A 24,954-nucleotide genomic window follows, 5' to 3' on the forward strand; every position below is an offset into this window, starting at 1 on the left:
GAACGGCGGTCAGGGCAGCCAGTCAGGGCGCAGGGGGTAGGTCGTCTCGCCGGCCGGGCCGGTGCGGGTCGCGAGCACCTGGTGCAGTTGGATCCCGTTGCGCTCGAACGCCATCCGTGAACCGGCCATGTAGAGGCCCCACACCCGGGCCGTGCCGGCGCCGACCTCCGACACGCAGAAGTCCCAGTTCGCCACGAGGTTGCGACACCACGCGGCGAGGGTCAGGGCGTAGTGCTGCCGCAGGTTCTCCTCGTGGTGCACCTCGAGACCGGCGTCGTGGATCTCCGAGATGATCCGGCCGGGCCCGGCCAGCTCGCCGTCGGGGAACACGTACCGGTCGATGAACGCGCCCGAGCGGTGCGGCGCCCGGTTGTCCGCGCGCGTGATGCAGTGGTTCAGCAGCCGTCCGCCCGGACGCAGCCGGTTCCGCAGGAAACCGAAGTACGCGGGATAGTTGCGCACCCCGATGTGCTCGGTCAGCCCGATCGAGGAGACCGCGTCGAACTGCTCAGGCGGGGCGTCCCGGTAGTCGAGGTGGCGCACCTCGGCGAGACCGGTCAGCCCCTCCCGCTCGATCGCGGCCTGGGCCCACTGCGCCTGCGCCCGCGACAGGGTCACGCCCAGCGCCTGCACGCCGTACTCCCGGGCCGCGTGCCGGACCATGCCGCCCCAGCCGCAGCCCACGTCGAGCAGCCGCATCCCCGCCTTGAGCGCGAGCTTCTGCGCGACCAGGTCGTACTTCGCGGCCTGCGCCGTCTCCAGGCTGTCGTCCGGGGAGCGGAACACCGCGCACGTGTACGTCATCGACTCGCCGAGCACCTTCTCGTAGAAGGCGTTCGACACGTCGTAGTGGTGCGAGATCGCGCTGCTGTCCCGGGTGCGGGAGTGCCGCAGCCCGTTCACCACCCGCTTCCAGCGGGGCAGCGCCTCCTGCGGCGGGGGCGGCGGCGGCAGCAGCCGCTCCCAGCCGAGCGCCCGCGCCAGGGACAGCGCCTCGGCCACGGGTGGGACGCGCAGCCGCACCTCGTCCTTCAGCACCCGCAGCGCCTCGTACGGGTCGCCCGGGTGCACCCCCTCCAGCCCGAGGTCGCCGCTCACGTAGGCCCGGGCCATGCCCAGGTCGCCGGGGGCCGTCAACAGGTACGACAGGCCGCGCTCGGAACGGATGGCGAGGGTGATCCCGGCGTCGGCCGGGCCGAGGGCGCTGCCGTCGTACCCGGCGACCCGGACCGGCAGGGCCCCGGTGGTCAACGCCCGGACGACGTCGGCCACGGTCGGCCGCGGGCGCCGGCCCCCCGCCGGCGGTGTCGCGGGAGCGCTTGCCGCCCCCTGGTCTCGATCGATGAGGCTCATTGTCGTGCTACCGCCTTCTCGTACAGTCCGGTGAGCCGGTGGTCCGGGTCGTAGCGGTCCTTGACCGCACGCCAGGTGTCGCCGCCGTAGAGCCGGTCGAACACCTCCCGGTCGTAGTACGCGTCGGAGTACAGCGACTTGTGCCCGCCGAGCTCCGACACCTCGCGTTCGATCGCCCGGTTCACGTCGCCGTCGGCGGCGCCCGGGAGGATCGGCACGCTCCCCCAGAAACCGATGTTCACGTAGTCCTGCCCCGGCCGAAGCGGATACAGCGGCCAGGCCCGCGCCGACCCCGGGCCGGACGGCTCCCGCAGCCGCAACGGGCAGAGCCAGACCGGGGTCATCCCCACGGCCTTGTCGAACCAGCGCAGGAAGTCGGCCGTGCCGTCCAACGGGATCTCCACGTCCTGCACGACCCGCTCCCGCGCCGGTTGGCCGCGCCACCGGTCGATGCGCGCGGCCACCTGGTGCCGGTGTTCCAGCCGGACCAGCCGGTGGTACACGTCGCTGCGCCGCCAGCGCGCCGGCCAGACCCGCCGTACCACGGGGTGCTGCACCCCGAACGCCGCCGAGCACCAGAACCAGTCGGTGTCCCAGCGCCACAGGTAGTCGTACGCGGTCAGCGCGTCGCGGGTCCGCCGGCGCACCGACCGGTAGTAGATGTCCTGGCCCGTGTAGTCGCTGACCGGCCCGGCCTCGTCGGTGAACGTGGCGAGCACCAGGTACGCCTCGCCGGGGCTGAACATCACCCCGTCCATCGCGTCCACCGTCTCGCCGGCCCACGACCGGGTGGCGCTCACCTCCCCGATCGCGTCGGTCAGCTCCTCCAGCCGCGTGAACCGGACGTTGCGCAGGGCCACGCGCCGGCCGACCGGTTGCAGCTCGATGCGCAGCCGGGTCGCGTACCCGAGGCTGCCCAGCGAGTTGGGGAACGCGGTGAACAGGTCGGCGTGCTCCCCCTCCGGGCGGGCGGTGACGATCTCGCCCGCCCCGGTGAGCACGTCCAGCTCGATCACCGACTCGTGCGGCAGGCCGTTGCGGAACGAGGTCGACTCGATGCCGAGGCCGGTCACCGCCCCGCCCAGCGTGATGGTGCGCAGCTGCGGCACCACCAGCGGCATCAGGCCGTGCGGCAGGGTGGCGTCGACGAGGTCCTCGTACGCGCACATGCCCTGCACGTCGGCGGTGCGGGCCGCCGGGTCGACGCGCAGGACCCCGCCGAGGCCGCTCACGTCCAGGCCGGGTGCCCGGGGGGCGTTGCGGGGGCGGAACAGGTTGGAGGTGCGTTTGGCGAGGCGGACCGGCTGGTCGGGCGGCACCGCCGCGTACGACCGCCGGAGCCGGGCCACCGCCTGGTCATGATCACGCACGGCGTACATGAGATCACCTTACGCTGTCGACGCCCGGTCAGGTGGGATGTCCACCGTGGCCACTTCGCATCGAGCGCTTCCGCACGGTTCCGGTGGCCGTCCGCACCGGACACGGCCTAGCGTGGGGACATGCCGAAGGCCATGTGGAACGACATCGTCGTCGCCGAGAGCGACGACACCGTGCTGGTCGAGGGGAACCACTACTTCCCGCGCTCGGCGCTGCGGGACGACCTGGTCCGCGAGTCCGACACCCACACCGTGTGCCCGTGGAAGGGCACCGCCTCCTACTACACCCTCGACCACGGGGGAAGGACCAGCCCGGACGCGGTCTGGTACTACCCCGACCCGAAGCCGGAGGCGGAGATGGTCCGCGACCGGGTGGCGTTCTGGAAGGACGTCCGGGTCGTCGACTGAGCCGGGCCGGCTGGCAGTGGACCGGCCGGGTGGGTCAGGATGCCGGTATGTCGGTCCCCGCTGAACGTCCCGACCCATCCGGCACGGTCTACGGCCGCCGCGCCCCCCGCCGCGGGCTGCCCCGCGATCCGCTGCTGCGGGTCGCGGTCGTCGTCGGCGTGGTCGGCGTCCTGCTGGGGGCGTTCTTCGCCACCGGTGTCCTGGGCGGCGGTGCCGACGCGCCGGTGGTGCCGGCGGCGGCCGGCACGCCCTCGACGGCCGAGGCCACCGCGCCGGCCAGCGAGCCCGCCCCGACCACACCGGCCGCGCCGCCGCCCACTCCCAGCGCCACCCCGAGTGTCGCGCCGGTCCCGCTCACCGGGCCGAAGGTGTTCCGTGGCGTCGCCGCGAACCGTTGCCTCGGGCTCGACGGCGGCGGCGAGAAGGCGGTCGCCCAGCTCGCCGACTGCACCGGCGGCCCCGAGCAGCGGTGGGTCGCCAATCCGGTCGGAGCGGACCTGGTGACGCTGACCAACGCGGCGACCGGGATGTGCCTCGACGTGGAGGGCGCCAGCGGCGACGACGGCGCGAAGCTCCAGCAGTACGGCTGCCACGGCCAGGCCAACCAGCAGTGGCGGTTGGTGCCCGTCGGCGGCGGGCGGGTGCTGCTCGCGGCGCTGCACAGCGGTCGCTGCGCCCAGGCCGACGACGCGGACACCGACGCCGGCACCGACATCGAGCAGGTGACCTGCACGAGCGCACCCGAGCAGCAGTGGCGGCTCGGGTGATCCCGGGCGCGGTGCCCTAGCCCCGGTAGCTCCAGGCCCGTGGCGCCGCCGTGACGGCCGGCACCGGCGGCGCCACCCGCCGGCGGCGCAGCAGCAGTGACAGCACCGCCGCGCCGATCGACAACGCCCCGGCGACGTACCAGGCCAGGGCGTAGCTCCCGAGCTGGTCGCGGACCAGGCCCGCCCCGGTGGCGGCGATCGCCGCACCGACCTGGTGCGCGGCGAACACCCAGCCGAAGACCACCGCGCCGGAGTCGCCGAAGTACTCCCGGCACAGCGCCACCGTGGGCGGGACCGTGGCGACCCAGTCCAGCCCGTAGAAGATGACGAACACCAGCATGCTCGGTTCGGCGGTGGCGGCGAAGAGCCCCGGCAGCACCAGCAGCGAGCCGCCGCGCAGCGCGTAGTAGACGCCGAGCAGCACCCGGCCGTCGACCCGGTCGGTCAGCCAGCCCGAGGCGATCGTGCCGGCGATGTCGAAGAGGCCGACCAGGGCAAGCAGCCCGGCGGCCGTGGTCTGCGGCATGCCGTGGTCGTGCGCCGCCGGCACGAAGTGCGTGCCGACCAGCCCGTTGGTGGTCGCGCCGCAGATCGCGAACCCGCCGGCGAGCAGCCAGAACGGCCGGGTCCGCGCCGCCTGGGCGAGCACCGAGACCGCGCGCGCCGCCGCCCCGCCGGCCGGCGGCGACGGGGGTACGACCTCGGCCGCGCCGTACGCGGGCAGCCCGACGTCCGCCGGGTGCTCGCGCAGCAGCCACACCACCAGGGGTACGACCGCCAGCGCCGCCGCGGCCACGACGAGTGCCGCCACCCGCCAGCCGTGTTCGGCGACCAGCACCGCCATCAGGGGCAGGAAGACCAGCTGACCGGCGGCCCCACCGGCGGTGAGCACACCGGTGACCAGCCCACGGCGGTGGACGAACCAGCGGCCGGTGACGGTCGCCACGAACGCCAGCGCCATCGAGCCGGTGCCCAGCCCGACCAGTACGCCCCAGCAGAGGACGAGCTGCCAACTCGCGGTCATGAACACTGTCAGCCCGCTGCCGGCGGCCACCAGCAGCAGCGCCACGGCCACCACCCGCCGGATACCGAACCGGTCCATCAGCGCGGCGGCGAACGGCGCGGTGAGCCCGTAGAGGAGCAGGTTGACCGAGACAGCCGCCGAGATCGTGGCCAGTGGCCAGCGGAACTCGGCGTGCAGCGGGTGCAGCAGCACCGACGGGGTGGCGCGGAACCCGGCGGCGCCGACCAGCGCGACGAAGGCGACGGCGGCGACCGTCCAGGCGGGGTGCAGGCGGCGGGTACGGCCCGGGCGGCCGGGTCGCGTGCGGCCCGGCGCGGCCGGGCCCGTGGTCGTACGGGTCACGGTGTCGAGTCTCGGCGGTGAGTGGATCGCCGACGAGTGGCCGGAAAGCCATCATGCGCAATAATCGGGCCATGGTCGCCGCCCCGCACCGGATCGCCGTCCTCGCTCTCGACGACGTCGTGGGCCTCGACCTCGGCACGCCGGCCCAGGTCTTCGGCACCGCCCGAACCCCCGCCGGCGTCCGGCTATACACGATCGAGGTCTGCACGCCGGGCGGGCGGCCGGTCCGCAGCACCGCCGGCTACCAGGTGCTCCCCGACCACGGTCTGGAGCTGCTGGAGACCGCCGACACGGTGATCGTCCCGGGCGTGCACGGTGACGCCCTCACGCCGGACCGGCTCCTCGCTGCCGGGGTGGCCGACGCGCTGCGCGCCGCGTACGACCGGGGCGCTCGGATCATGTCGATCTGCACCGGCGCGTTCGCCCTGGCCGCCGCCGGGCTGCTGGACGGCCGCCGCGCCACCACCCACTGGGCGTACGCGGACCGCTTCCGGGCCCGGTACCCCGACGTGGATCTCGACCCGGACGTCCTCTTCGTCGCCGACGACCGGGTCCTCACCTCGGCCGGGGTGGCCGCCGGGATCGACCTGTGCCTGCACGTCGTCCGCACCGACCACGGCAGCGAGGTGGCCAACCGGGCGGCCCGCCGCTGCGTGGTGCCGCCCTGGCGCGACGGCGGTCAGGCCCAGTTCATCGAGCGCCCGGTGCCGAGGGTGGCCGACGCGAGCACCGCCGGGGCCCGGGAGTGGGCCCGGCAGCGGCTGCACGAGCCGGTCAGCCTGCGCGACCTGGCCGACCAGGCGCGGATGAGCGTCCGGACCTTCACCCGGCGGTTCCGGTCGGAGACCGGGCTGAGCCCGGCGCAGTGGCTGCTCCAGCAGCGCACCGACCACGCCCGGCTGCTGCTGGAGACGACCGACCTGTCGGTGGACCAGGTCGCCCGCCGTAGCGGCTTCACCACGGCAGCGTCCCTCCGCCAACACCTCCACCACCGCGTCGGCGTCTCCCCGTCGACGTACCGCCGCGCCTTCCGCGGAAGCCCGGAGTCGACCGGGTCGGCACGCCACTGACGCCGCCCGGGTCAGGACCGGGTACGCCTCACCGCCTTCGGCGCCGGCCGCCCCACCTGCGCACCCGCCGAGCGGACCTGGGGCGGCGACGGCCGGCGGGTGCGGAGACGGCTCCCTCCTCACCCGGGTTGGTCCACCACGCGAGGACGATCCCGGCCAGGACGAGGACGAAGACCCCGGTGATCAGCGAGGGCTGCCACTCGTCTCCCGGCGGCCAGGCCTCCGCCGAGCCCGGCTCGGCGACCCGGACGTCAAGTGTGACCGGCTCACCGGCGGCTAGCGGGTCGTCGCCGAAGGAGAAGCCGTAGCGGACGTCGATGATCCGCACCGCGTCGTCGGCGGAGACGAACGTGCCGTGGCACCACCACGGGTCGCCCTTGGCCCACTCGTCGAGGGCACACCGGGTCAGCGTCAGCGTCCCGCCGATCCCCGACTTCTCGGCTCGGAGGTTGTCGATCCCGTCCCGCAACGGGAACGACGCGCACAGGAGAAAGAAGGCGACGGCCGCGAGCCCGATCAGATTGAGCCAGCCTAGGTCCCACACATGGTCGACCCGCCGCACGAGCGCCCGCCGCACGCTTGACATGCCGACGACGGTAGATCGCCCACGCCAGCATCAGGTCACGGTGCGCAGCATCCGCAGCTGGGCGAGGTGTTTCGGCAGGTGGACGCGGGTGTGCAGGTCGAGCACCCGGGCCCAGGGCAGGGGCTCGTCCACGATCAGGTCGAAGCCCTCGCGCAGGTGCGTCTCGACGGGGGTGTCGGCCGCCGGGCCGAGCCGGTCGACCAGGGCCACCAGCTTCTGGCTGGTGGCGCGCAGCAGGGTCGCCAGGCCGGCCAGGCCGCCGCATCCAGCGGCCAGGGCGTCGAGGTCCGGCCGGTGCACCCCCGCCAGGTCGTAGTACGCGTACGGCGTGCCGGCGAGCACCGCCTCGGTCGCCTCACTCATCAGCTCGTCGTTGGCCGCGAGGTGCGCCACGATCTGCTCGGCGCTGAGCTGCCCCTCCGGCGGCCCCCCGAACTCGCCGACGTCGACCTCGGCGAGCACCTCCTCGTAAGCCCGCCGTAGCGCGGTGCTGTCCATGCGGTCAGTCAACCCCGCCCCGCCCCGCCGATCATGGAGTTGTGGTGCCCGGTTCACCCGGATGGGCGGCTGTGATCCACCACCATCCCATGATCGACGCGCTCAGCGGCGGCCGTGGCGGGCGCGGAGGTAGTCGGACACCACGTACTCGCCCAGGTCCTCCGGGTCGGGGGTGAACAGGCGGCCCTTCGAGCGGCGGGCCACGGCGGCCATGAAGCGGCGCAGGCCCGGGTCGTCCCCGAGCAGGAACAGGTTGAGCGTCGCGCCGTACCGGCTCAGCCGGTCCACCTCCCGGATCGTCGCCTCGACCGTCTCCGGCAGCGGCGGCCAGTGGAACAGCGCCTCCCCGTCGTCCGGGTCGAGATGGGCGGTCGGCTCCCCGTCGGTCACCACCAGGACCACCGGCTCCGCGTCCGGGTGCCGGCGCAGGTGCCGGCCGGCCAGCCGCAGCGCGTGCTGGAGGTTGGTGCCCTGCTGCAGGTCCGGTTCGACCGCCGCCAGCTCCTGCTGGGTCAGCGGCAGCGCCTCCCGGCCGAAGCCGACGATCTGGAGCGCGTCCTGCGGGAAGCGGGTGGCCATCAGGTGCGCCAGCGCCAGCGCCGTCTGCTTCATCGGGCCCCACCGGCCCTGCGAGATCATCGAGTACGACAGGTCGACGCAGAGCACCACCGCCGCCGACGCCCGCCGCTCGGTCTCCACCACCTCGAAGTCCTCGACGGCGAGCTGCACCGGCACCCCGGTGCCGGAACGCCGGACGGCCCGGGTCAGGGTACGCACGACGTCCAGCGGCTGCTCGTCGCCGTATTCCCAGGGCCGGGACCCGCCGCTAACCTCGCCGGCGGCGCCGGCCGAGCGCAGGTCGTGCTGACCGCGCGGCCCGGCGGTCAGGTCGGCGAAGACCCGCCGCAACGCGGTCCCACCGAGCCGGCGCAGCGCCTTCGGGCTGAGGGTCAACCCCTCCGCGTCCCGGTTCACCCAGCCCTGCCGGCGCAGCTCCCGCTCCAGCTCCCGCAGCCGGCGTACGTCGTCGGCGGCGTCCCGCCCGAGCGTCCGGGCCACCGCGTCGACGTCGACGTCGTCCAGGGTGGCGCCCGGGTGCTCCTGCTCGAGGGCGTCGAGCAGGTCGTCCAGCTCGCCGATCTCGTCGAGCGCGCCGGCCGCGTCCGCGTACCCGAGGGGTTGCTCGCCCCGGACCCGCTCCCCGCGACCCCAGCGCAGGTCGGGCCGGAGCGCCCGCAGGTTCGCGTCGAGCGAGGCCAGCTCGCCGGCCAGCCGGTCGCCCAGCGACTGGCGCATCAGCCCGGCCAGCTCCTCGCGCTGCCGGTCGGAGAGCGAGTTCATCAGCCGCTGCCCGGCCGCCGCCCGGCGGGCCAGGACGTCGACCAGCTCGTCGGTGTCGCGCGGCTGCTCGGGGAAGAACTCGCCGTGCCGGCGCATGAACTCGGCGAACGCGTCGGTGGTGTCCTCGGCCCGGGCGTGCCGGGCCAGCAGCTCGTTCAGGTCGCGCATCAGCTCGGCCAGCCGCTGCTGCGCGGCCGGGTCCGCGGACGCCCGGACGGCGTCGCGCAGCCCGGCGAAGCGTTGCCCGAGCACGTCGTCGCGCAGCCCGTCGAGGATGCGCTGGTACGTCGCCCGGGCCTCCGCGCTGGCCCACTCGTAGCCGGCCAGCTCCTCCACCGCCCGGGCCGTCGAGCGGGGCAGGTTGTCCAGCACCGCCTCGGCGAACCGCGCGCCCTCGTCGTCGCGACCACGGAGCTCGTCCCGCTCGGCGGCGAGCGCCTGGTCGAGCAGCGCCCGCGCGCGGGTCACCGCGCCGTCCAGGTCGCCCCGGCGCAGCGCCTCCCGCCGCAGCCGGCGCGCCCGCGCGGCCAGGTCGTCGAGGCCGCCCCGTCCCTGCGGACCGCGTCGCAGCAGGTTACGCAGCGCCTCCCGGAGGCTGCCGCCGGCGAGCACCTCGGCGCCGACGTCGTCGACGGCCGCCCGCACGTCGTACGGGGGCGCGAGCGGGTCGGGGCCGCCGCGCCACTGCCCGTACCGGAACCGGTCGCCGGCCATGGTCAGTCCCGGCCGCCGTAGCGGGTCCGGCCGGAGTCGGTGACGTCCTTGCCGAGCCGGCGGGTCAGGTGCAGCCCCTCGAGCACGAACTCGACGCCGGCGGCGGCCTGCTCGGGGCTGGGCGCGTCGCCGAGACCGAGCCGGTCGAGCACCTTGGCCAGGCCGGGGACCGTGCCGACCTGCCGGAGCAGCTCCGCCGAGCTGACCAGTTCACCGGTCTCGATCACCCGGTCGTCGTCGACGAGGGCGGTGAAGCCGGAGAGGTCCAGCCCGGCCAGCCGGGCCCGGAACGTCTCCGCGGTGGCGGTCCGCAGCAGGTGCCCGAGGATCTCGATCTCGCGCCCCTCCTCACCGCTCTCGAACTCGACCTTCCCCCGCAGCGTGCTCGTCACCGAAACCGCATCCCCCACCCGCGCCACCGGTGTAAGGAAGGGACCCTTGTTATCGCCTCCGGTTGTATAAGGGTCCCTTCCTAACGCCTCGGCGGGTTGCGTGCCGGCGGCGAGCAGGCCGGCACGGCGCAGCGCCGCGGCGGCGACCGTCTCAGCGGCGGCGATGGCGAACCGCGCGGACACCCCGGAGCGCGGGTCCACCGAGGGCGACTCGCGGACCGCGCGGGCGAACCGGGCCAGCACCTCCAGGACGTGCTCGGGCACCTCGGCGACCAGATCCGCCTCCTGGCGGATCAGGTCCAGCTCCAGGTCCAGGTCGAGCGGGTAGTGGGTACGGATCTCGGCGCCGAACCGGTCCTTGAGCGGGGTGATGATCCGGCCCCGGTTGGTGTAGTCCTCCGGGTTGGCGCTGGCCACGAGGAACAGGTCCAGCGGCAGCCGCAGCTGGTAGCCGCGGACCTGGATGTCCCGCTCCTCCAGCACGTTGAGCAGCGCCACCTGGATCCGCTCGGCCAGGTCGGGCAGCTCGTTGACGGCGAAGACGCCGCGGTTGGTCCGGGGTACGAGTCCGAAGTGGATGGTCTCCGGGTCGCCGAGCGTACGCCCCTGGGCGATCCGGATCGGGTCCACGTCGCCGATCAGGTCGCCCACGCTGGTGTCCGGGGTGGCGAGCTTCTCGCCGTACCGCATCGAACGGTGCAGCCAGCCCACCGGGAGGTCGTCGCCGGCCTCGGCGACGAGTGCCCGGGAGGCCGGGGTGATCGGGTGCAGCGGGTGCTCGTTGAGCACCGAACCGGCGATCGCCGGGGTCCACTCGTCGAGGAGCCCGACCAGCGACCGGATCAGCCGGGTCTTGCCCTGGCCGCGCTCGCCGAGCAGCACCATGTCGTGGCCGGCGAGCAGCGCCCGCTCGACCTCGGGCAGCACGGTGTCGTCGTACCCGACGATGCCGGGGAACCGGTCGGCGCCGGAGCGCATCCGGGCCAGGAGGTTGTCTCGGAGTTCCTGCTTGACGGTGCGGTACCGGTGGCCCGCCGCGCGCAGCTCACCGAGTGTGCCGGGCAGGTCGGCGGGCGGGACCGGGGTAACCGGGGAAGGCGCAGTCACCCGACCCAGGCTATCTCGGCACTCCCACCGTGGCGGGCGCGCCGACGAGCTTCAGCCCCCTGTTCACGGAGCGTTCAGCCGGACCGGCGCGAGCGCGGCGTCGATGGCGGAGCGTTGCGCCTCGTCGCGGTAGGTGTCCGGATCGACGGCGGCGAGGGTGTTCAGCCCCTCGACGAGCGCGACCAGGGTCGTGGCGGTCGCCGCGCAGGCCGCCGGGTCCCAGTCGGGGCGGGCGGCGGCGACGAGCCGCCGGATCCGGTCCACGAAGGAGCGGTTGTAGCGCCGGTGCAGCTCGGCGAGGGCCGGGTCGGCCAGCGCGGCGGCCAGGAAGCCGATCCAGACGCGAGCCTCCTCCCGCTTCTCCTCGGTGGTGGAGGCGGCCTGGAGGAGCACCGCCCGCAGCGCGTCGGACGGGTCACCGCCGGCGGACGCGGCGGCGTCGGCGCGCTCGCCGGTCCGCTGGTGCAGCAGTTCGCGGGCGTGCACGAGCAGGGCACGCTTGTCGGCGAAGGTGTGCAGCACCATGCCGGTCGTGCAGCCGGCGCGCTCGGCGACCGCCCGCAGGGTGAGGCCGGCGAGGCCGTGGTCGGCCAGCACCGACCAGGTCGCCGCCGAGAGCCGCTCCCGCTGCCCGGTCAGGTCCCGCCGTCGCGCCACCGCTGCCCCTTTCCGCCGACCGCCCGCGTACCGTAACATGCGTTACGGTAACGCTTGTTACGGAAACGAGGGCAGCATGATCCGCACCGTCTCGGTGGACCGGGAGCCGTGGGAGTCGGCCGACGCCACCCGGCTGCGCGCCGCCCAGCGCGCCGAGCTGGACGCCCGCTACGGCAACGACGATCACGAGCCGGGCGAGCCGCCGACCGGCGAGACGGTCAGCGTCTTCCTGGTCGCCCGGGACGCCGACGGCACCGCGCTGGGCTGCGGCGGCCTACGGTTCCTCGGCGACCGCGAGGCCGAGGTCAAGCGGATGTACGTCGACCCGTCCGCCCGTGGCACCGGCGTCGCGACGGCCATCCTGCGCGCCCTGGAGGACGCGGCCCGCGCGGCGGGCGTACGCACCCTGCTGCTGGAGACCGGCACCGCCCAGCCGGACGCGATGCGCTTCTACGAGCGCGAGGGTTACCGGCGCATCCCCAACTTCGGTGTCTACCAGGGCGAGCCGCTGTCCGTCTGCTACGCCCGAGACCTTCCCTGACCCTGCCGCCGCACCCCAGCGGTCCGGTCCCACCACGGCGGGACCGGACCGTCCGGGCACAGTCAGCCGCGCCCGCACGCTCGGCACGTCCCCCGCCGCCGCAGGTGGTACGCGTACGTGGCCGCGCCGAGCGCAACGCCCCACAGCGGCCAGAGCAGCATCGGCGCCGACGCCATGCTGAAGCTCCCGCCGAGCCGCCAGAAGTCCGGGGTGCTCAGCAGGCCGAGAGTGGCGGCGGTGACGGCGAGCGCGACGAGGGTCGCCGGGACCACGGCGAGCTTCACCGGCACCGGCCGGCCGGCAAGCCCCGGCAGCCAGCGCGGGAACCGCTCCCCCCAGCGCTGCACCAGCCCGAGGGTGAGGATCGCGCCGGCGGTCGCGAACGCGCCCAGCCCGGCACCGGCCCAGACCGCGCCGGTCTCCTTCAGCTCGTCGAGCATGTCCGGCGAGATGCCGAGCGGAACGCCGGCCGCCCAGGCGAACCGGGTCAGCGCGTACCCGAACGGGATGACCGCGGCGGTCCAGGCCGTCCAGCGGCCCCAGCGGGTCGCGGCCGCCGCCGTGGCCCAGCCCCGGTCGGTGCCGCCGCGGCCGCACGCCACGCAGGCGCCGGCGGTACGCCGCTGCCAGGCGAGCACCGCCCCGGCGAGCAGCACGCCACCCGCCAGCGCGGCGATCCGCGCGAAGAGCGCCCAGGTGAAGACCTCGGAGTAGTCCACCGGCGGCCAGCCGAACGGCGCGCCGACGATCAGCATGGGCGCGTAGCCGAGGAGGACCAGCACCCGGGCGTCCGGCACCACGACGGCCAGCACGAAGGCGACCGCCCAGCCGTAGCCGAGCAGAACCGCCCGCAGGAAGCCGGCCGGACGGGCCGCGCCGGTCATGGTGAGCGCGGCCACCGCGGCGGTGAGCAGCAGCACGGCGAACAGCGGCGGCCCGGCCTCGGCGGGCACCAGCCGCAGCAGGTTGTTCTCGCTGCCGGCCGGGTCGTTCGCGCCGAACGGGTAGCCGGCGCCGGTGATCGTGGCGAGCAGGGCCAGGACGCCCCAGAGCCCTAGCCACCCGGCAGCGAGCGGGGCGAGCCGGTCGGGCCAGCGGGACGTCCGGGAGTGGGGGCGTGCGGCAGTCGTCGTCATGTCCTCAGCCTCGTCCGGAGCGCCCCGGAAACCCTCCCGGCCGAGGGGGAACCCGCTCCCCCGCCCGGGGGAGCGATCAGCCGGCGGGGGTGACGAACCCCGACTCGTACGCGGCGATCACCGCCTGCGTACGGTCCCGTACGCCGAGCTTGGCCAGCACGTTCCCGACGTGTGTCTTCACCGTCTCCACACCGACCACCAGCCGGTCGGCGATCTCCGGGTTGGACAGTCCGGCGGCCATCAGCCGCAGCACCTCGGCCTCCCGCTCGGTCAGCCGGGCGGCCGCGAGCCGGTCGGCGCCCCGGCTCCCGTACGCGCCGGCGAGCCGGCGGATCGCGGCCGGGAAGAGCAGGGACTCGCCCCGGGCCACCACCCGTACCGCCTCCACCACCTCCGCCGGCCGGGCGCGCTTGAGCAGGAACCCGCTCGCACCGGCGCGCAGCGCGTCGTAGACGTACTCGTCGTTGGCGAACGTGGTGATCACCAGCACCCCGGGCGGGTCGGCGGAGTCGGCGAGCAGCCGCCGGGTGGCCTGGATGCCGTCGATCTCCGGCATCCGTACGTCCATCAGCACCACCTGCGGGCGCAGCCGGGCGACCAGCGACGGCACCGCCGAACCGTCCGCCGCCTCGCCAACCACCCGCAGGTCGGGCTGGGCGTCGAGGATGGCCCGCAGGCCGACGCGGACCAGCTCGTCGTCGTCGACGATCAGCACGCCGATGGGCGTCACCGGGTTCCCTCCAGCGGCAGTCGGGCCCGGATCCGCCACCGGTCGGCGTCCGGCCCGGCCGTCAGCCGGCCACCGAGCAGCAGCACCCGCTCCCGCATTCCGTCCAGCCCCCGGCCGCCCCGGCCGAGCCCGGACCGGCGCACCGGGCCCAGCGCGTTGACCAGCTCCAGCTCCAGGGCGTCCGGCCCGGCGTCGACACGTACGGTCACCGGCCCTCGCCCGTACCGCGCCGCGTTGGTCAGCCCCTCCTGGACGATCCGGTACCCCTCCCGGGAGACCACCGCCGGCAGGTCGACCAGGTCGCCGCTGTGCCGCGCCTCGACCGGCAGCCCGGCCGCGCGGGTCTCCGCGAGGAGCCGGTCCAGGTCGGCGAGCGTACGCTGCGGCGCCGGCACGGCCGTACCGCCGCCGGTCTCCCGCAGCAGCCCCAGCACGTGGTCCAGGTCGTCCATGGCGGTCCGCCCCACCTCCTCGATCGCGGTGAGCGCCCGCCGGACGAACTCCGGGTCCCGGTCCAGCACCTGCCGGGCGGCCCCCGCCTGGAGCGTGGTCACGGTCAGCGCGTGTCCCACGGAGTCGTGTAGCTCCCGGGCCAGCCGGTTGCGCTCGGCCAGCCGGGCGGCGCGGGCCTCCAGCGCGGCGACGCGTTCCGACTCGGCCGGCCCCAGCAGCACCGGCGCCATCGACGCGGCGAGGGCCCCGAGCCCGGCCACGGCGTAGCCGAGAGCGACCAGTACGACGACGCCGGCGACGCTGAGCCAACCCGTGTCCCGCCCGTCGAACGGTCCGAACCGGTCGTCGGCGGTCAGTCCGGTGTCGAGACCGGCCTGGTGTGCGATGAACGCCAGCGCCATCGGCACAGCACTGAACAGGGCCGCCACCACCAGGCCGCCGCTGGCCAGGTGCAGCGCGACCCAGAGCGCGGACCGGAGCCGAGTCTCCCGGTCGGTGCTGTGGCCGGGTGCGGGATCGGGCAGGTCGACGCCGAGCAGGGAGCGGGCCGCGGCGATCTCCAGGGCGCGCGGCCCGTCGAGGAACACCGGCACGGCGGCGATGCCGGCCGCCACGGCCAGGAGCGCCAGCACCAGCGCCCGGGGAACCGCCTGCTGCGTGAGCAACTGCGCGAAGGTCACCGCCAGCAGCGCGTACGGCAGCGCCAGCACCCCACCGAGCAGCAGGAACACGCCACGCCGCCAGGTGCTGGCGGCCAGCAGCGGAGCGAGGACCGCGGGGGGTTTCACCGGCTCATTCTGCCGCCGACCCGCCACGCGGCGACTCCCCCACGTCGGGGAGGTCGGGCCCGGCGCACCCCGTCCCGCCGGCCGGCGGCGCGAGTAGGCTCATGATCGTGACCTACCTCGCCGCCGATGAGCGCTACGACACGATGACCTACCGGCGCAGCGGGCGCAGCGGGCTGCGGCTGCCCGCGATCTCGCTCGGCCTGTGGCACAACTTCGGCCCGGACCGGCCGTACGAGCGGCAGCGGGACATCGTCCGGCGCGCCTTCGACCTCGGCGTCACCCACTTCGACCTGGCGAACAACTACGGCCCGCCGCCCGGCGCGGCCGAGGAGAACTTCGGCCGGATGCTCGCCACCGACCTGAAGCCGTACCGGGACGAGCTGGTCGTCTCCAGCAAGGCGGGGTACCTGATGTGGCCCGGCCCGTACGGCGAGTGGGGCTCCCGCAAGTACCTGATCTCGTCGCTGGACCAGTCGCTGCGCCGGCTCGGCCTCGACTACGTGGACATCTTCTACTCGCACCGGTTCGACCCGGACACCCCGCTGGAGGAGACGATGGGCGCGCTCGACGCCGTCGTGCGCTCCGGCAAGGCGCTCCACGTCGGTGTCTCCAACTACGACTCGGAGCAGACCGAGCGGGCCGCCGCGATCCTGCGCGACCTCGGCACGCCGCTTCTGATCAACCAGCCGTCGTACTCGATGCTCAACCGGTGGACGGAGGCCGACGGCCTGCTCGACACGCTGGAGCGGGTCGGTGCCGGCTGCATCGCCTACAGCCCGCTCGCCCAGGGCCTGCTCACCGACCGCTACCTGGGCGGCATCCCGGAGGACTCCCGGGTCCGCACCAGCATCTTCCTGGACGAGAGCGACGTGAGCGAGAAGCACCTGGTGCAGGTCCGGGCGCTCGGCGCGATCGCCGAGCGGCGCGGCCAGTCCCTCGCGCAGCTCGCCCTCGCCTGGGCCCTGCGGGACCCGCGCATGACCAGCCTCATCATCGGCGCGAGCAGCGTCCCGCAGTTGGAGGCGAACATCGGCGCCCTGGCCAACCTCGACTTCACCGCCGAGGAGCTGGCCGAGATCGAGGGCCACCTCGCCTAGGGCGCCGGCTCACCATTCCCGTCGCCGGCCGGCCCGGTGGTTGCGTACCTCGCACCGCCGGCCGACCGGGACGGCGCCCGCGCGGCGCAGGCGCGCCGCGACCACCACGGCCAGCAGCAGCGTCAGGGCCGCGCCGGCGCCGCCGACCACCGGCCAGCCGGCACGGTCCAGGTCCGTCACCGAGGCCACCGGCACGCCGTCGGTCACGCTCTCCGATGAGGTACGCGCACCCGCGGGCCCTCCGCCTCCGGCGGCTACCGGACCCGCCTTCGTGGCGCCCTCCGCCACCGGAACCTCGGCGGCCGGCGACGGCGACCGGCCGGGCCCACCCAGGCCGGCTCGCCCGACGGGCTCCTTGAACACCACGTCGGAGCAGGAGTAGTAGGTGTCCCGCGAGTCGGAGTTCTGCCACACCGTGTAGATCAGGTGCCGCCCGGTCCGCTGCGGCAACCGCCCCGCGAACTGGTACGCCCCGTCCCGCAGTGGCGGGTCGGTCACCCGGACGAACGGCGCCCGCTCCAGGTCCGCCCAGCGCAGCCGCTTCGACGGGTCGTAGTCCGACCGGGTCAGGTAGAGCCGGAAGGTGCCCTCGTGCGGGATGGTCGCCCGGTACCGGAAGGTGAACCGCGCACCGGCGGTCAGCTCCGTCGCCGGCCAGTCGTCCCGGGCCAGGTCCAGTCCCCGGTACGCGGACAGTCCACCGCTGCACAGCTCGCCGTCCGGGATGCGCTCCCGGTCCTTCCCGTCGACCCCGAAGACGCGGATGTTGTCCCACTCCCGCAGCGCCGCGCCGGCGGCGATGGCCGCCTGGCAGGCCGGACTGTCCGCCTGCCCGCCTTCGGGGCCGCAGGCCGCGGCGCGGCTCAGCGGGCTGGTCGGCGCGCCGTGCGCGTGGGCCGGCGTGCCGACGACCGGTACGGCGGCCACCGCGGCCAGCGCCGCGGCGACGACTCGGCGTACGGGCATGGCGTCCACCTCCCGCACACTGGTACGGGCGCGATCGCCGAAGAGTTCGACGGATCAGCGATCGCCGTACTGGTGGCGGCAGGCGTTGCTCCCCCTACTTTCCGTGCGGGTCGGCGGCGTTGAGCGTCGCGACGACCTGGTCGTAGTCGCCGCGCGCCTCGCCGTACCGCAGGAACTTGACGCGCTCGACCTGGATCTCCGTCGCGTCGGGCTGCGTCTCGACCAGCTCGACGACCTCCGCCACGAACTCGTCGAGCGGCATGGCGAAGTCGCTGTGCTCCTGACCGGGCAGCAGCGACGTACGCACGGACGGCGGCTCGAGTTCCACCACCTTGACGGTCGTGTCCGCGAGTTGCAGCCGGATCGACTCGCTGAGCATGTGGATCGCGGCCTTCGAGGCGTTGTAGCTGGGGGTGGCCTTGAGCGGCGCGAACGCGAGGCCCGAGGAGACGGTCATGATCGTGGCGTCCGGCCGCGTCCGCAGGTGCTCGACGAACGCGGCGATGAGGCGGATCGGGCCGAGCACGTTCGTCGTCACCACCTCCTCGGCGGAGGCGAGGAACCCGTCCGGCTCGTGCCAGTCCTCGACGCGCATGATGCCGGCCATCGTGACCAGGACGTTCAGGTCGGGGTGCCGCGCCAGCACCTCCCGGGCGGCGGAGTCGATGCTCGCGGGGTCCGTCGTGTCGATCCGCACGGTGTCGAGACCGGGGTGCTCCGCGACGATCCGCTCCAGCAGGTCGGCCCGCCGGCCCCCGACGATCACGGTGTTCCCCCGGGCCTTCAGCGCGAGGGCGAGGGCGAGACCGATGCCGCTCGTGGAGCCGGGGATGAAGACGGTGTTTCCGGAAATGTTCATGCGTTGAGCCTCGCCGGTCCGCCGGGGCAGGGGCAGAGAGCGCTTGTCGGGGGATCCGCAGTCCCTGGTTCGCGCCGGGAACCGGCGGATACTGGAGTCATGGACCGAGCAGCACTGGCGTCCTTCCTGCGTCGTCGGCGGGAGGCGTTGCGGCCGGAGGACGTCGGGCTGCCGGTGGGCGCCCGCCGCCGGGCGGCAGGGCTCCGGCGGGAGGAGGTCGCCGCGCTCGCCGCGATGTCGACCGACTACTACACCCGGTTGGAACAGGAGCGTGGGCCGCAGCCGAGCGAGCAGATGCTCGCGTCGCTCGCCCGGGCGCTGCGACTGACCGACGGCGAGCGCGACTACCTGTTCCAGGTGGCCGGGAGAAACGCTCCCGCATCCGCGTCGGCGGCCACGCACGTCGCTCCCGCGCTGCTGCGGGTGCTGGACCGCCTCGACGACACCCCGGCGCTGGTCCTGTCCAACCTCGGGGAGACGCTTGTGCAGAACCGGATGGCCGAGGCGCTCTTCGGCGACCGGTCCGGCTACACGGGCCTGGCGCGCAGCGAGATCTACCGCTGGTTCACCATGCCGGAGGAGCGGCTGCGCTACCCCGAGGACGACCGCGACCGGCAGAGCCGGGCCCAGGTGGCGAACCTGCGCGCCGCCTACGGCTCGATGGGGCCACGGTCGCGGGCCGGCGAGCTGGTCCGCGCGTTGCAGAAGGCGAGCCCGGAGTTCGCCGAGCTGTGGGACCGGCACGAGGTGGGGACGCGGTTCGCCGACCACAAGGTCCTCATCCATCCCCAGCTCGGCCCGATCGAGCTCGACTGCCAGGCCCTGTTCACCGAGGACCAGTCCCAGGCGCTGCTCGTGCTCACCGCTCCCCCTCGTTCCGAGGGGTACGAGAAGCTGCGGCTGCTCGGCGTACTGGGGCACGAACGCTTCCCGACCGACGTACGGCTCGGCTAGGCCGCGTCCCGACGCACGGCGGAGCCCGGGTTCCTGGCCACGGCCGATATCCCCAGGGCCGGCAGGAGCGGAAGTTGCTCCTGCGCAACTAGGATCCGGGGGTGGTCCCGGTTGACGTGGTCGGAGATGAGCAGTGGTTGCGCCGCATCGAGGCGGTCACCGACGCAACCCTGTCCCGGCTCGACGTCGCCGACCTCTTCGACGAACTGCTCGACCGCGTACGCGACCTGCTCCGGGTCGACACCGCCGCCATCCTCCTGCTCGACGTACGCGCCCAGCAGCTGGTGGCCACCGCGGCGAGAGGCCTGGAGGAGGAGGTCCGCCAGGGTTTCCGCGTGTCGATCGGTCGGGGGTTCGCCGGCCAGGTCGCCCTCACCAGGCAGCCGGTGATCCTCCAGGAGGTGACCTCGGAGAACGTGGTCAACCCGGTCCTGTTGCAGACCGGCGTCCGGTCCCTCCTCGGCGTGCCGATCACCGCACACGGTGATCTGGTCGGCGTGCTGCACGTCGGCACCCTCACGCCCCGCCGGTTCACCCCCGACGACGTCCGGCTGCTGGAACTCGTCGCCGACCGGGTCAGCCTCGCCAGCCGGGCCCGCGCGAACACCCTGGATCAGACGGCGGCCCTGGCCCTGCAACGCAGCCTCATCCCCACCGACCTGCCCGAGGTGCCGGGGTTGGAGATGGCGGGCCGGTACATCCCCGGCCACGCCTCCGGCGTCGGTGGGGACTGGTACGACGTCTTCACCCTGCCCTCCGGCTGGTTGGGGGTGGTCGTCGGGGACGTGTCGGGCCACGGGCTGCAGTCGGCGGTGGTCATGGGCCGGGTCCGCAGTGCGCTGCGCGCGTACGCCCTGATCTGCGACGACCCGGCGGAGGCGCTGACCCTCCTCGACCGTAAGGTGGTCCACTTCGAGGCCGGCAGCCTGACCACCGCGCTGTACGCGATGATCTCCCCGGACAACGCCACGATGCACCTGTCCCTGGCCGGGCACCCCCGGCCCGTGATGGCCGCGCCGGACCGGCCGAACGTCGTCCTGCCCGCGCGCGTCGACCCTCCCCTCGGCACCGGCCGCCGGCGCCCGCAGCGGCACACCACGACGGTCGACGTCCCACGCGGCGCGGTCCTGGTCGCCTACACCGACGGGCTCATCGAGCGCCGCGGTGAGCTGTTCGACACCGGGCTCGCCCGCCTGACGGAAGCCGTACCGCTGGCTCCCGTCGACACCGTCGCCACGACCATCATGGCGACCCTCGACGCCGAGCGCCCGGCCGACGACATCGCTCTGCTGGCCATCCGCCGGCTCACGTGAGCGGACGCCCGGTCCCCGAAGGGCTCGACTCAACCGTCGAAGGCGACCGCCTCGATCTCCAGCAGCCAGTCCTCGCTGTAGATGTCAGTGATGATGATGGTCAGTGCCGGTTTGTGCTCGCCGAGGATTTCGGCGCGGATCCGGCCGTTCGCCTCGCGGTACTTCCGGTCAGAAAGATAGATTGTCACCTTGGCCAGATTCCGCACGACCATGCCGGCTTCGGCCAGCACCGCGAGCACGTTGCGCCAGGTGAGCCGGCATTGGCTCTCGAAGTCCTCCGGGACCTTCCCCTCTTCCGCCCAAGGCACCTGGCCGCTGACGAAGAGCATGCGTCGAGCGCCGGTGACCACGGTGCCGTGCGTGTAGTTGCCGGTCGCTTCGGGCAGGATCGCCGGGTTGAGCTGTTGAATGTCGAAGGTGCTCACGTGCCCTCCAGCGCCGAACGGTGGTGGTCGATGGTGACGTGCATGGCGGTGTAGTAGACGCACTCGATGTCTCCGGGATTGGCGAAGGCGTGAGTGCAGTCGCCCGCGTAGTAGAGGGCATCGCCTGCGTCGAGGGTGTGGGGGACGCCGTTGAGGGTCACAGTGAGGTGCCCCACCTCGACCGCGACGTACTCACGGGAGCCGGGTGCGTGGGCCGCGAACGTTCCGACCACCACGCCAGCCGGGACGGTGGTACGGATGAACTCGAACTCGACGCCGGGCAGATTGGGGGAGAGAATCCGCCGCTGCCAGCCATCGGCGTCGGTGATGACCGGCTGGTCATCGTGGCGGAGGGTGATCACCCGCTCGGGCTGGTCCTCGCCGAGCAGGCGGGAGACAGTGACGCCGAGCGCGGTGGCGACCCGGGCAAGAACCAGTACGGTGGGCGACTTCGCGCCGCGCTCGATGTCGGAGATCGTGCTCCTACTGACGCCGCTGATGGTGGCCAGCGCGTCGAGGCTGAGTCTCCGTCGTTGACGCTGGCTGCGCAGTCGCAAGCCGAGTCCGTCGAGATCCACCCGACGACAATAGCGGAACTTTTCCGCTGAAGCGGAGGGGTTCGGCTCGGGCAGCAGGTGCCAGGCCAGAAACAGAAACGCCCTGATGGGGATCGAATCCCTCCCACACCGCTACGCTCGCCGGTGACCCGCTACCACTGAGTTTGCCCAGCTCAAGAGCGGCCGGTGGTGCCCGGAGCACCCGGCCCGACCGACCGAACCGCCGGTGCGGTTCGCCGATGCCGAAGAGATCAACCCGTTCCAACTCCTTCTCGATCTTCATGACCATGCCGTCGCTCGGACGGTGGCGGCGGTGGACCGATGTCCAGACGCGGCTGGACATCGGAGGACGTCCGGCGCTGGACCCCGCCGAGGTCCGGGCCATCGCGCAGCGGCTCGATTCGGGGGTCGATCGATGACGCCGACCCGGATCGCCCGGGACGTGAGCACGGTGGCGGTGGCCGGCATCGCTGCCTGGTCGTCCTGGAGCCATATGGTCGCTGTGGCGTTGAGGTTCGGCGAGCGTCCCGAGGTCGCCTACGTACTGCCGCTGTCGGTCGACGGGATGCTCGTTGTCGCCTCGGCGGCGATGATGGAGGACAAACGCGCCGGCCGGAAGGTGCGCTGGTCTGCCCGGATCGCGTTCGCAGCGGGGGGTGGCGGCCAGCGTGGCGGCGAACATCGCTGCCGCCGAACCGAGCCCCGGAGCGCGAGTTGTCGCTGCCTGGCCGGCGGTCGCGCTGCTGCTGGTCGTGAAGATGCTGACCAGATCGCAACCGACGGCACGCAATAACCACCGCACGTCCGAGACCGCTCGCCCGCCGCGCGAGTCGCCGGTCTCCGGCACCGCGCCCCTGCCGGTGGGGTCGCACCCATCGGACATCTCGTTGTCCGAGGCGGTGGGGGAAGCACAGCCGACCGCGGTCGCCGAGGGTCCGGCGACGAGGCCAGTATCGGCACGTGGGCGGCGGTCGACCACACGGCCGATCCGGACGACAGGGCGCGTGGAGCGGACGGCGGATATCGTGGCTCGGCTGCGTGCCGAGCGCCCGCAGGCCAGCCTGGCGGAGTTGGCCTTGGCGGCCGGCGTGTCCGAACGTCATGTCCGACGCCTTGTTACCAACAAGTCCGGGAAGGCGGAACAACGAGCAGCTCGTTCTTGACGGTGTGGTGGCCCGGTGAGTCGATCCCGTCGATGTCGACTTTGCTCGCCTTTCGAAGCTTTTGGCCATCAGCCTTTTCGGGTGAATCTCACAAGATCACGAATGTGGGGCGTTCGCAGAATCTGACAGGAGCCGGTTTGGGGGGTAGGGAGCCTCTGGTTTGCTGCGACAGCCTCACCGGTAGGGCGACGGTCAGCTCGCCTGATCGAGGATCCCCGCAGCAGCCGTGGCGAGGAGTTCGTCAGCCGGGTGGTGGCGGGCGGCGATGTCGAGGACGGCCCTGGCTTCGGCGGGTCGGTCGGCGAGGGCCTCGGCAAGGGTGACGGCTGCGGTCACGAACTCACGCCCGACAGCTTCCCGGTGTCGTGCGAGCCACGGGTATCCGGTGTACGCGAACCGTATCGTCGGCTGGTAGTTGATCAAGGGCTGGCTCTAGAGCCAGCCCTTGATCGTCTCCTGCTGCTCGCCTTCCTGCGTAGCTGACCGGCGCCGGTCAGAGGCCCTGGCCGGCGACGACCGACAGGAGCTGGAGCTTCTCGTGGCTCTCGCTGCCCGGGGTGGCGGTGAAGACCTGCAGTGCCTGGGACTGGTCGGGGTCGACGAGGATCTGGCAGTGCAGTTCGAGGAACCCGAGCTGCGGGTGCTGAATGCTCTTCGGACCGCAGTACGGCCCCGGCACCGGGTGCTCGCGCCAGAGCGCGGCGAACTCCGGGCTGCGCGCCAGCAGCGCGTCGACGATCTGTCCGGCCCGCGAGTCCCGCCCGTCCCGGGTGTACGCGCGATGCAGGTCGGCGGCGATGAGACGACTCTGCCTCGGGTGTTCCTCCACGGGATAGACGCGCCGGGAAACCGGGTCGGCGAACCACCGGTAGTGCAGGCTGCGCGCGAGGCCGGTGTATCCGGTCTCGTCGCCCAGCAGGGCGCTCGCCAGCCGAGTCTGGATCAGCGTCTCGCCGAGGCTACTCACCACCTGCGCGGCAGCGTCGCCGAGGCCATCGAAGATGCGCATCATGCCGGGGTTGATGTGGTCGGTGCGGGGCGCCCGCCGGGGTGTGGGATAGCCGCCGAGCTGAAAGAGGTGGTCCCGCTCCTCTAGGGAGAGCCGCAGGCCACGGGCGATCGCCGCGAGCATCTGCTCGGACGGATGCGGGCCGCGCTGCTGCTCGATCCGGCTGTAGTAGTCGGTCGACATGTCGCTGAGGGCGGCGACCTCCTCGCGCCGCAGCCCGCCGGTGCGCCGCCGCCGCTGCCCACGGGGCAGCCCGACGTCCTCGGGCTGCAGCGCCTCGCGCCGGGTCCGGAGGAACTCGGCGAGACGGGCGCGGTCCATACTGACTCCTTTCGATTCGCGGCGCCCCGGTCGAGGGGGCCGCACGGCAACCTCGCGCCCTCACCCGCCGAACTCGACGCCGGCCAACTCTTGCGAGACGGTCCAGAGCCGGGCCGCGTCCGCGGTGTCGCTGGCCGACCGGTAGATGGCGAGCTCGGTCGGGCCACCGGTGAACTGGCCGAACCCGTCCGGCCCGTAGAACCGGCCCCCCTGCGCGTCGGGGCTGGTCGCCGCGTACAGGGCGGGCAGCAAGCCGGCCTCGACGGTCTGCACGAACAGACCCCACCGCAGCAGCCGCCGCATCATGGCCTCGTGCGCCGACGGTCGGGAGCGGCCCAGGTTCGGGCCGGCGGCGTACAGATTGGTCATGGTCGTGCCCGGGTGGGCGACGTTGCTGGTGACACCCCAGCCGGCCGCCCGGCTGCGCCGGTCCAGTTCGAGACCGAAGTGCCGGGTGGCCAGCTTCGACCGGTTGTACGCGCGGACCGGCGAGTACCTCCGCTCGCTCTGGAGATCGTCCCAGTCGAGCTTCGCGTAGCGGGCGGCGCTGCTCGACATGGTGGTCACCCGCGCCTGCCCGGCCCGCAGCAGCGGCAGCAGGCCGGCCGTGAGCGCCACGTGGCCGATGTGGTTGGTTCCGAACTGCAGTTCGAGGCCGTCGGCGGTGGCATGCCGGGTCGGCGGGGTCATCACCCCGGCGTTGTTGACCAGGATGTGGACCGGGCGTCCCTCGTCGCGCATCATGTCGGAGAACGCCCGGATCGAGCCGAGTGCGGCGAGGTCGAGGTTCCGGGTGGAGATGCTGGCGCCCGGCACCGCCGCCCGTACTTCTGCGGCCGCGGCGGCGCCCTTGTCCGGATTCCGTACCGGCAGCACCACCTCGGCGACAGCCTGGGCCAGCCGCCTCGCGAGTCCGAGGCCGAGACCGTCGCTGCCGCCGGTCACCACGGTCAGCTTCCCGGTCAGCTTGGGCACGGTCACGCTCTTCATAACAACTCCCTGGTAGA

The 24,954-nt window shown here is 73.5% G+C and carries 26 protein-coding genes and 1 pseudogene; 9 read left to right on the forward strand and 18 right to left on the reverse strand.

Annotated elements, in window-relative coordinates; genetic code table 11:
- Nucleotides 1-9: 9 nt before the first annotated feature.
- Both ACN26Y_RS02645 and ACN26Y_RS02650 read right to left on the reverse strand, forming a co-directional pair.
- Nucleotides 10-1,353, reverse strand: a complete 1,344-nt coding sequence (locus ACN26Y_RS02645) for a class I SAM-dependent methyltransferase (protein WP_422734197.1) — start codon at nucleotides 1,351-1,353, stop codon at nucleotides 10-12.
- On the reverse strand, nucleotides 1,350-2,732 hold the full coding sequence (locus ACN26Y_RS02650) for an FAD-binding oxidoreductase (protein WP_422734198.1): 1,383 nt from the start codon (nucleotides 2,730-2,732) through the stop codon (nucleotides 1,350-1,352). Before ACN26Y_RS02650 ends, ACN26Y_RS02645 begins: the two co-directional genes overlap by 4 nt.
- A 120-nt stretch (nucleotides 2,733-2,852) precedes the next feature.
- Here ACN26Y_RS02650 and ACN26Y_RS02655 point away from each other — a divergent pair, with 120 nt between their 5' ends.
- Together ACN26Y_RS02655 and ACN26Y_RS02660 are read left to right on the forward strand one after the other, a co-directional pair.
- On the forward strand, nucleotides 2,853-3,137 hold the full coding sequence (locus ACN26Y_RS02655) for a DUF427 domain-containing protein (RefSeq protein ID WP_155333897.1): 285 nt from the start codon (nucleotides 2,853-2,855) through the stop codon (nucleotides 3,135-3,137).
- Between the two features lie 47 nt (nucleotides 3,138-3,184).
- Nucleotides 3,185-3,904, forward strand: a complete 720-nt coding sequence (locus ACN26Y_RS02660) for an RICIN domain-containing protein (protein WP_422734199.1) — start codon at nucleotides 3,185-3,187, stop codon at nucleotides 3,902-3,904.
- A gap of 16 nt (nucleotides 3,905-3,920) precedes the next feature.
- On the opposite strand, the gene ACN26Y_RS02665 is transcribed toward ACN26Y_RS02660, so the two are convergent.
- Entirely contained in the window at nucleotides 3,921-5,198 is a 1,278-nt protein-coding gene (locus tag ACN26Y_RS02665; protein WP_422735002.1) for an MFS transporter, read from the reverse strand.
- Nucleotides 5,199-5,323: 125 nt separating this feature from the next.
- Here ACN26Y_RS02665 and ACN26Y_RS02670 point away from each other — a divergent pair, with 125 nt between their 5' ends.
- Complete coding sequence (locus ACN26Y_RS02670) at nucleotides 5,324-6,340, forward strand: GlxA family transcriptional regulator (RefSeq protein ID WP_422734200.1); 1,017 nt, start codon at nucleotides 5,324-5,326, stop codon at nucleotides 6,338-6,340.
- 28 nt (nucleotides 6,341-6,368) lie between these two features.
- Here the strand turns inward: ACN26Y_RS02670 and ACN26Y_RS02675 are convergent, their stop codons facing one another.
- The 5 genes from ACN26Y_RS02675 to ACN26Y_RS02695 form a co-directional block, all read right to left on the reverse strand.
- Nucleotides 6,369-6,926, reverse strand: a complete 558-nt coding sequence (locus ACN26Y_RS02675) for a hypothetical protein (protein ID WP_422734201.1) — start codon at nucleotides 6,924-6,926, stop codon at nucleotides 6,369-6,371.
- A 30-nt stretch (nucleotides 6,927-6,956) separates the two neighbouring features.
- Nucleotides 6,957-7,424: a hypothetical protein gene (locus ACN26Y_RS02680; protein WP_155333901.1), complete on the reverse strand. Its 468-nt coding sequence runs from the start codon at nucleotides 7,422-7,424 to the stop codon at nucleotides 6,957-6,959.
- Nucleotides 7,425-7,526: 102 nt separating this feature from the next.
- Nucleotides 7,527-9,479, reverse strand: coding sequence for a VWA domain-containing protein (locus ACN26Y_RS02685; protein WP_155333902.1), 1,953 nt, complete (start codon nucleotides 9,477-9,479; stop codon nucleotides 7,527-7,529).
- A 2-nt stretch (nucleotides 9,480-9,481) separates the two neighbouring features.
- Nucleotides 9,482-10,987: a magnesium chelatase gene (locus ACN26Y_RS02690; protein ID WP_422735003.1), complete on the reverse strand. Its 1,506-nt coding sequence runs from the start codon at nucleotides 10,985-10,987 to the stop codon at nucleotides 9,482-9,484.
- Between the two features lie 54 nt (nucleotides 10,988-11,041).
- The gene (locus ACN26Y_RS02695) at nucleotides 11,042-11,635 is read right to left on the reverse strand and encodes a TetR/AcrR family transcriptional regulator (protein WP_422734202.1); all 594 of its coding nucleotides are present in this window, start codon (nucleotides 11,633-11,635) and stop codon (nucleotides 11,042-11,044) included.
- A 76-nt stretch (nucleotides 11,636-11,711) separates the two neighbouring features.
- Here ACN26Y_RS02695 and ACN26Y_RS02700 point away from each other — a divergent pair, with 76 nt between their 5' ends.
- Nucleotides 11,712-12,176 carry a GNAT family N-acetyltransferase gene (locus ACN26Y_RS02700; RefSeq protein ID WP_422734203.1) on the forward strand — a complete coding sequence of 155 codons (465 nt, stop codon included), beginning with the start codon at nucleotides 11,712-11,714 and terminating at the stop codon, nucleotides 12,174-12,176.
- Between the two features lie 62 nt (nucleotides 12,177-12,238).
- Here ACN26Y_RS02700 and ACN26Y_RS02705 read toward each other — a convergent pair whose 3' ends face one another.
- The 3 genes from ACN26Y_RS02705 to ACN26Y_RS02715 form a co-directional block, all read right to left on the reverse strand.
- Entirely contained in the window at nucleotides 12,239-13,312 is a 1,074-nt protein-coding gene (locus ACN26Y_RS02705; protein WP_422734204.1) for a hypothetical protein, read from the reverse strand.
- 76 nt (nucleotides 13,313-13,388) lie between these two features.
- On the reverse strand, nucleotides 13,389-14,042 hold the full coding sequence (locus ACN26Y_RS02710; protein WP_422734205.1) for a response regulator transcription factor: 654 nt from the start codon (nucleotides 14,040-14,042) through the stop codon (nucleotides 13,389-13,391).
- Nucleotides 14,039-15,283 carry a sensor histidine kinase gene (locus tag ACN26Y_RS02715; protein ID WP_422734206.1) on the reverse strand — a complete coding sequence of 415 codons (1,245 nt, stop codon included), beginning with the start codon at nucleotides 15,281-15,283 and terminating at the stop codon, nucleotides 14,039-14,041. Before ACN26Y_RS02715 ends, ACN26Y_RS02710 begins: the two co-directional genes overlap by 4 nt.
- 101 nt (nucleotides 15,284-15,384) lie before the next feature.
- On the opposite strand from ACN26Y_RS02715, the gene mgrA reads away from it, so the two are divergent.
- Nucleotides 15,385-16,380, forward strand: coding sequence for an L-glyceraldehyde 3-phosphate reductase (mgrA, locus tag ACN26Y_RS02720; RefSeq protein ID WP_155333908.1), 996 nt, complete (start codon nucleotides 15,385-15,387; stop codon nucleotides 16,378-16,380).
- A 9-nt stretch (nucleotides 16,381-16,389) separates the two neighbouring features.
- On the opposite strand, the gene ACN26Y_RS02725 is transcribed toward mgrA, so the two are convergent.
- Nucleotides 16,390-17,346, reverse strand: a complete 957-nt coding sequence (locus ACN26Y_RS02725; RefSeq protein ID WP_422734207.1) for a lytic polysaccharide monooxygenase auxiliary activity family 9 protein — start codon at nucleotides 17,344-17,346, stop codon at nucleotides 16,390-16,392.
- Between the two features lie 94 nt (nucleotides 17,347-17,440).
- The gene (locus ACN26Y_RS02730) at nucleotides 17,441-18,205 is read right to left on the reverse strand and encodes an SDR family oxidoreductase (protein ID WP_422734208.1); all 765 of its coding nucleotides are present in this window, start codon (nucleotides 18,203-18,205) and stop codon (nucleotides 17,441-17,443) included.
- Nucleotides 18,206-18,304: 99 nt separating this feature from the next.
- Here ACN26Y_RS02730 and ACN26Y_RS02735 point away from each other — a divergent pair, with 99 nt between their 5' ends.
- Nucleotides 18,305-19,159 carry a helix-turn-helix transcriptional regulator gene (locus ACN26Y_RS02735; RefSeq protein ID WP_422734209.1) on the forward strand — a complete coding sequence of 285 codons (855 nt, stop codon included), beginning with the start codon at nucleotides 18,305-18,307 and terminating at the stop codon, nucleotides 19,157-19,159.
- Between the two features lie 101 nt (nucleotides 19,160-19,260).
- Nucleotides 19,261-20,472: a PP2C family protein-serine/threonine phosphatase gene (locus ACN26Y_RS02740; RefSeq protein WP_422734210.1), complete on the forward strand. Its 1,212-nt coding sequence runs from the start codon at nucleotides 19,261-19,263 to the stop codon at nucleotides 20,470-20,472.
- 29 nt (nucleotides 20,473-20,501) lie between these two features.
- Here the strand turns inward: ACN26Y_RS02740 and ACN26Y_RS02745 are convergent, their stop codons facing one another.
- Together ACN26Y_RS02745 and ACN26Y_RS02750 are read right to left on the reverse strand one after the other, a co-directional pair.
- Nucleotides 20,502-20,897 carry a RidA family protein gene (locus ACN26Y_RS02745; RefSeq protein WP_422734211.1) on the reverse strand — a complete coding sequence of 132 codons (396 nt, stop codon included), beginning with the start codon at nucleotides 20,895-20,897 and terminating at the stop codon, nucleotides 20,502-20,504.
- Nucleotides 20,894-21,475, reverse strand: a complete 582-nt coding sequence (locus ACN26Y_RS02750; protein WP_422734212.1) for a helix-turn-helix domain-containing protein — start codon at nucleotides 21,473-21,475, stop codon at nucleotides 20,894-20,896. Before ACN26Y_RS02750 ends, ACN26Y_RS02745 begins: the two co-directional genes overlap by 4 nt.
- 205 nt (nucleotides 21,476-21,680) lie before the next feature.
- Here ACN26Y_RS02750 and ACN26Y_RS02755 point away from each other — a divergent pair.
- A pseudogene (locus ACN26Y_RS02755) lies at nucleotides 21,681-21,873 on the forward strand (hypothetical protein).
- Nucleotides 21,870-22,247, forward strand: a complete 378-nt coding sequence (locus ACN26Y_RS02760; protein WP_422734213.1) for a DUF2637 domain-containing protein — start codon at nucleotides 21,870-21,872, stop codon at nucleotides 22,245-22,247. Before ACN26Y_RS02755 ends, ACN26Y_RS02760 begins: the two are co-directional and overlap by 4 nt.
- A gap of 562 nt (nucleotides 22,248-22,809) precedes the next feature.
- Here ACN26Y_RS02760 and ACN26Y_RS02765 read toward each other — a convergent pair.
- The 3 genes from ACN26Y_RS02765 to ACN26Y_RS02775 form a co-directional block, all read right to left on the reverse strand.
- Complete coding sequence (locus ACN26Y_RS02765) at nucleotides 22,810-23,040, reverse strand: hypothetical protein (protein ID WP_422734214.1); 231 nt, start codon at nucleotides 23,038-23,040, stop codon at nucleotides 22,810-22,812.
- Nucleotides 23,041-23,110: 70 nt separating this feature from the next.
- Entirely contained in the window at nucleotides 23,111-23,947 is an 837-nt protein-coding gene (locus tag ACN26Y_RS02770; RefSeq protein ID WP_422734215.1) for a helix-turn-helix transcriptional regulator, read from the reverse strand.
- Between the two features lie 60 nt (nucleotides 23,948-24,007).
- Entirely contained in the window at nucleotides 24,008-24,937 is a 930-nt protein-coding gene (locus tag ACN26Y_RS02775; RefSeq protein ID WP_422734216.1) for an SDR family oxidoreductase, read from the reverse strand.
- Between the last annotated feature and the right edge of the window lie 17 nt (nucleotides 24,938-24,954).

Source organism: Micromonospora sp. WMMD558 (genome assembly GCF_049315255.1).
Taxonomy (GTDB): domain Bacteria; phylum Actinomycetota; class Actinomycetes; order Mycobacteriales; family Micromonosporaceae; genus Micromonospora.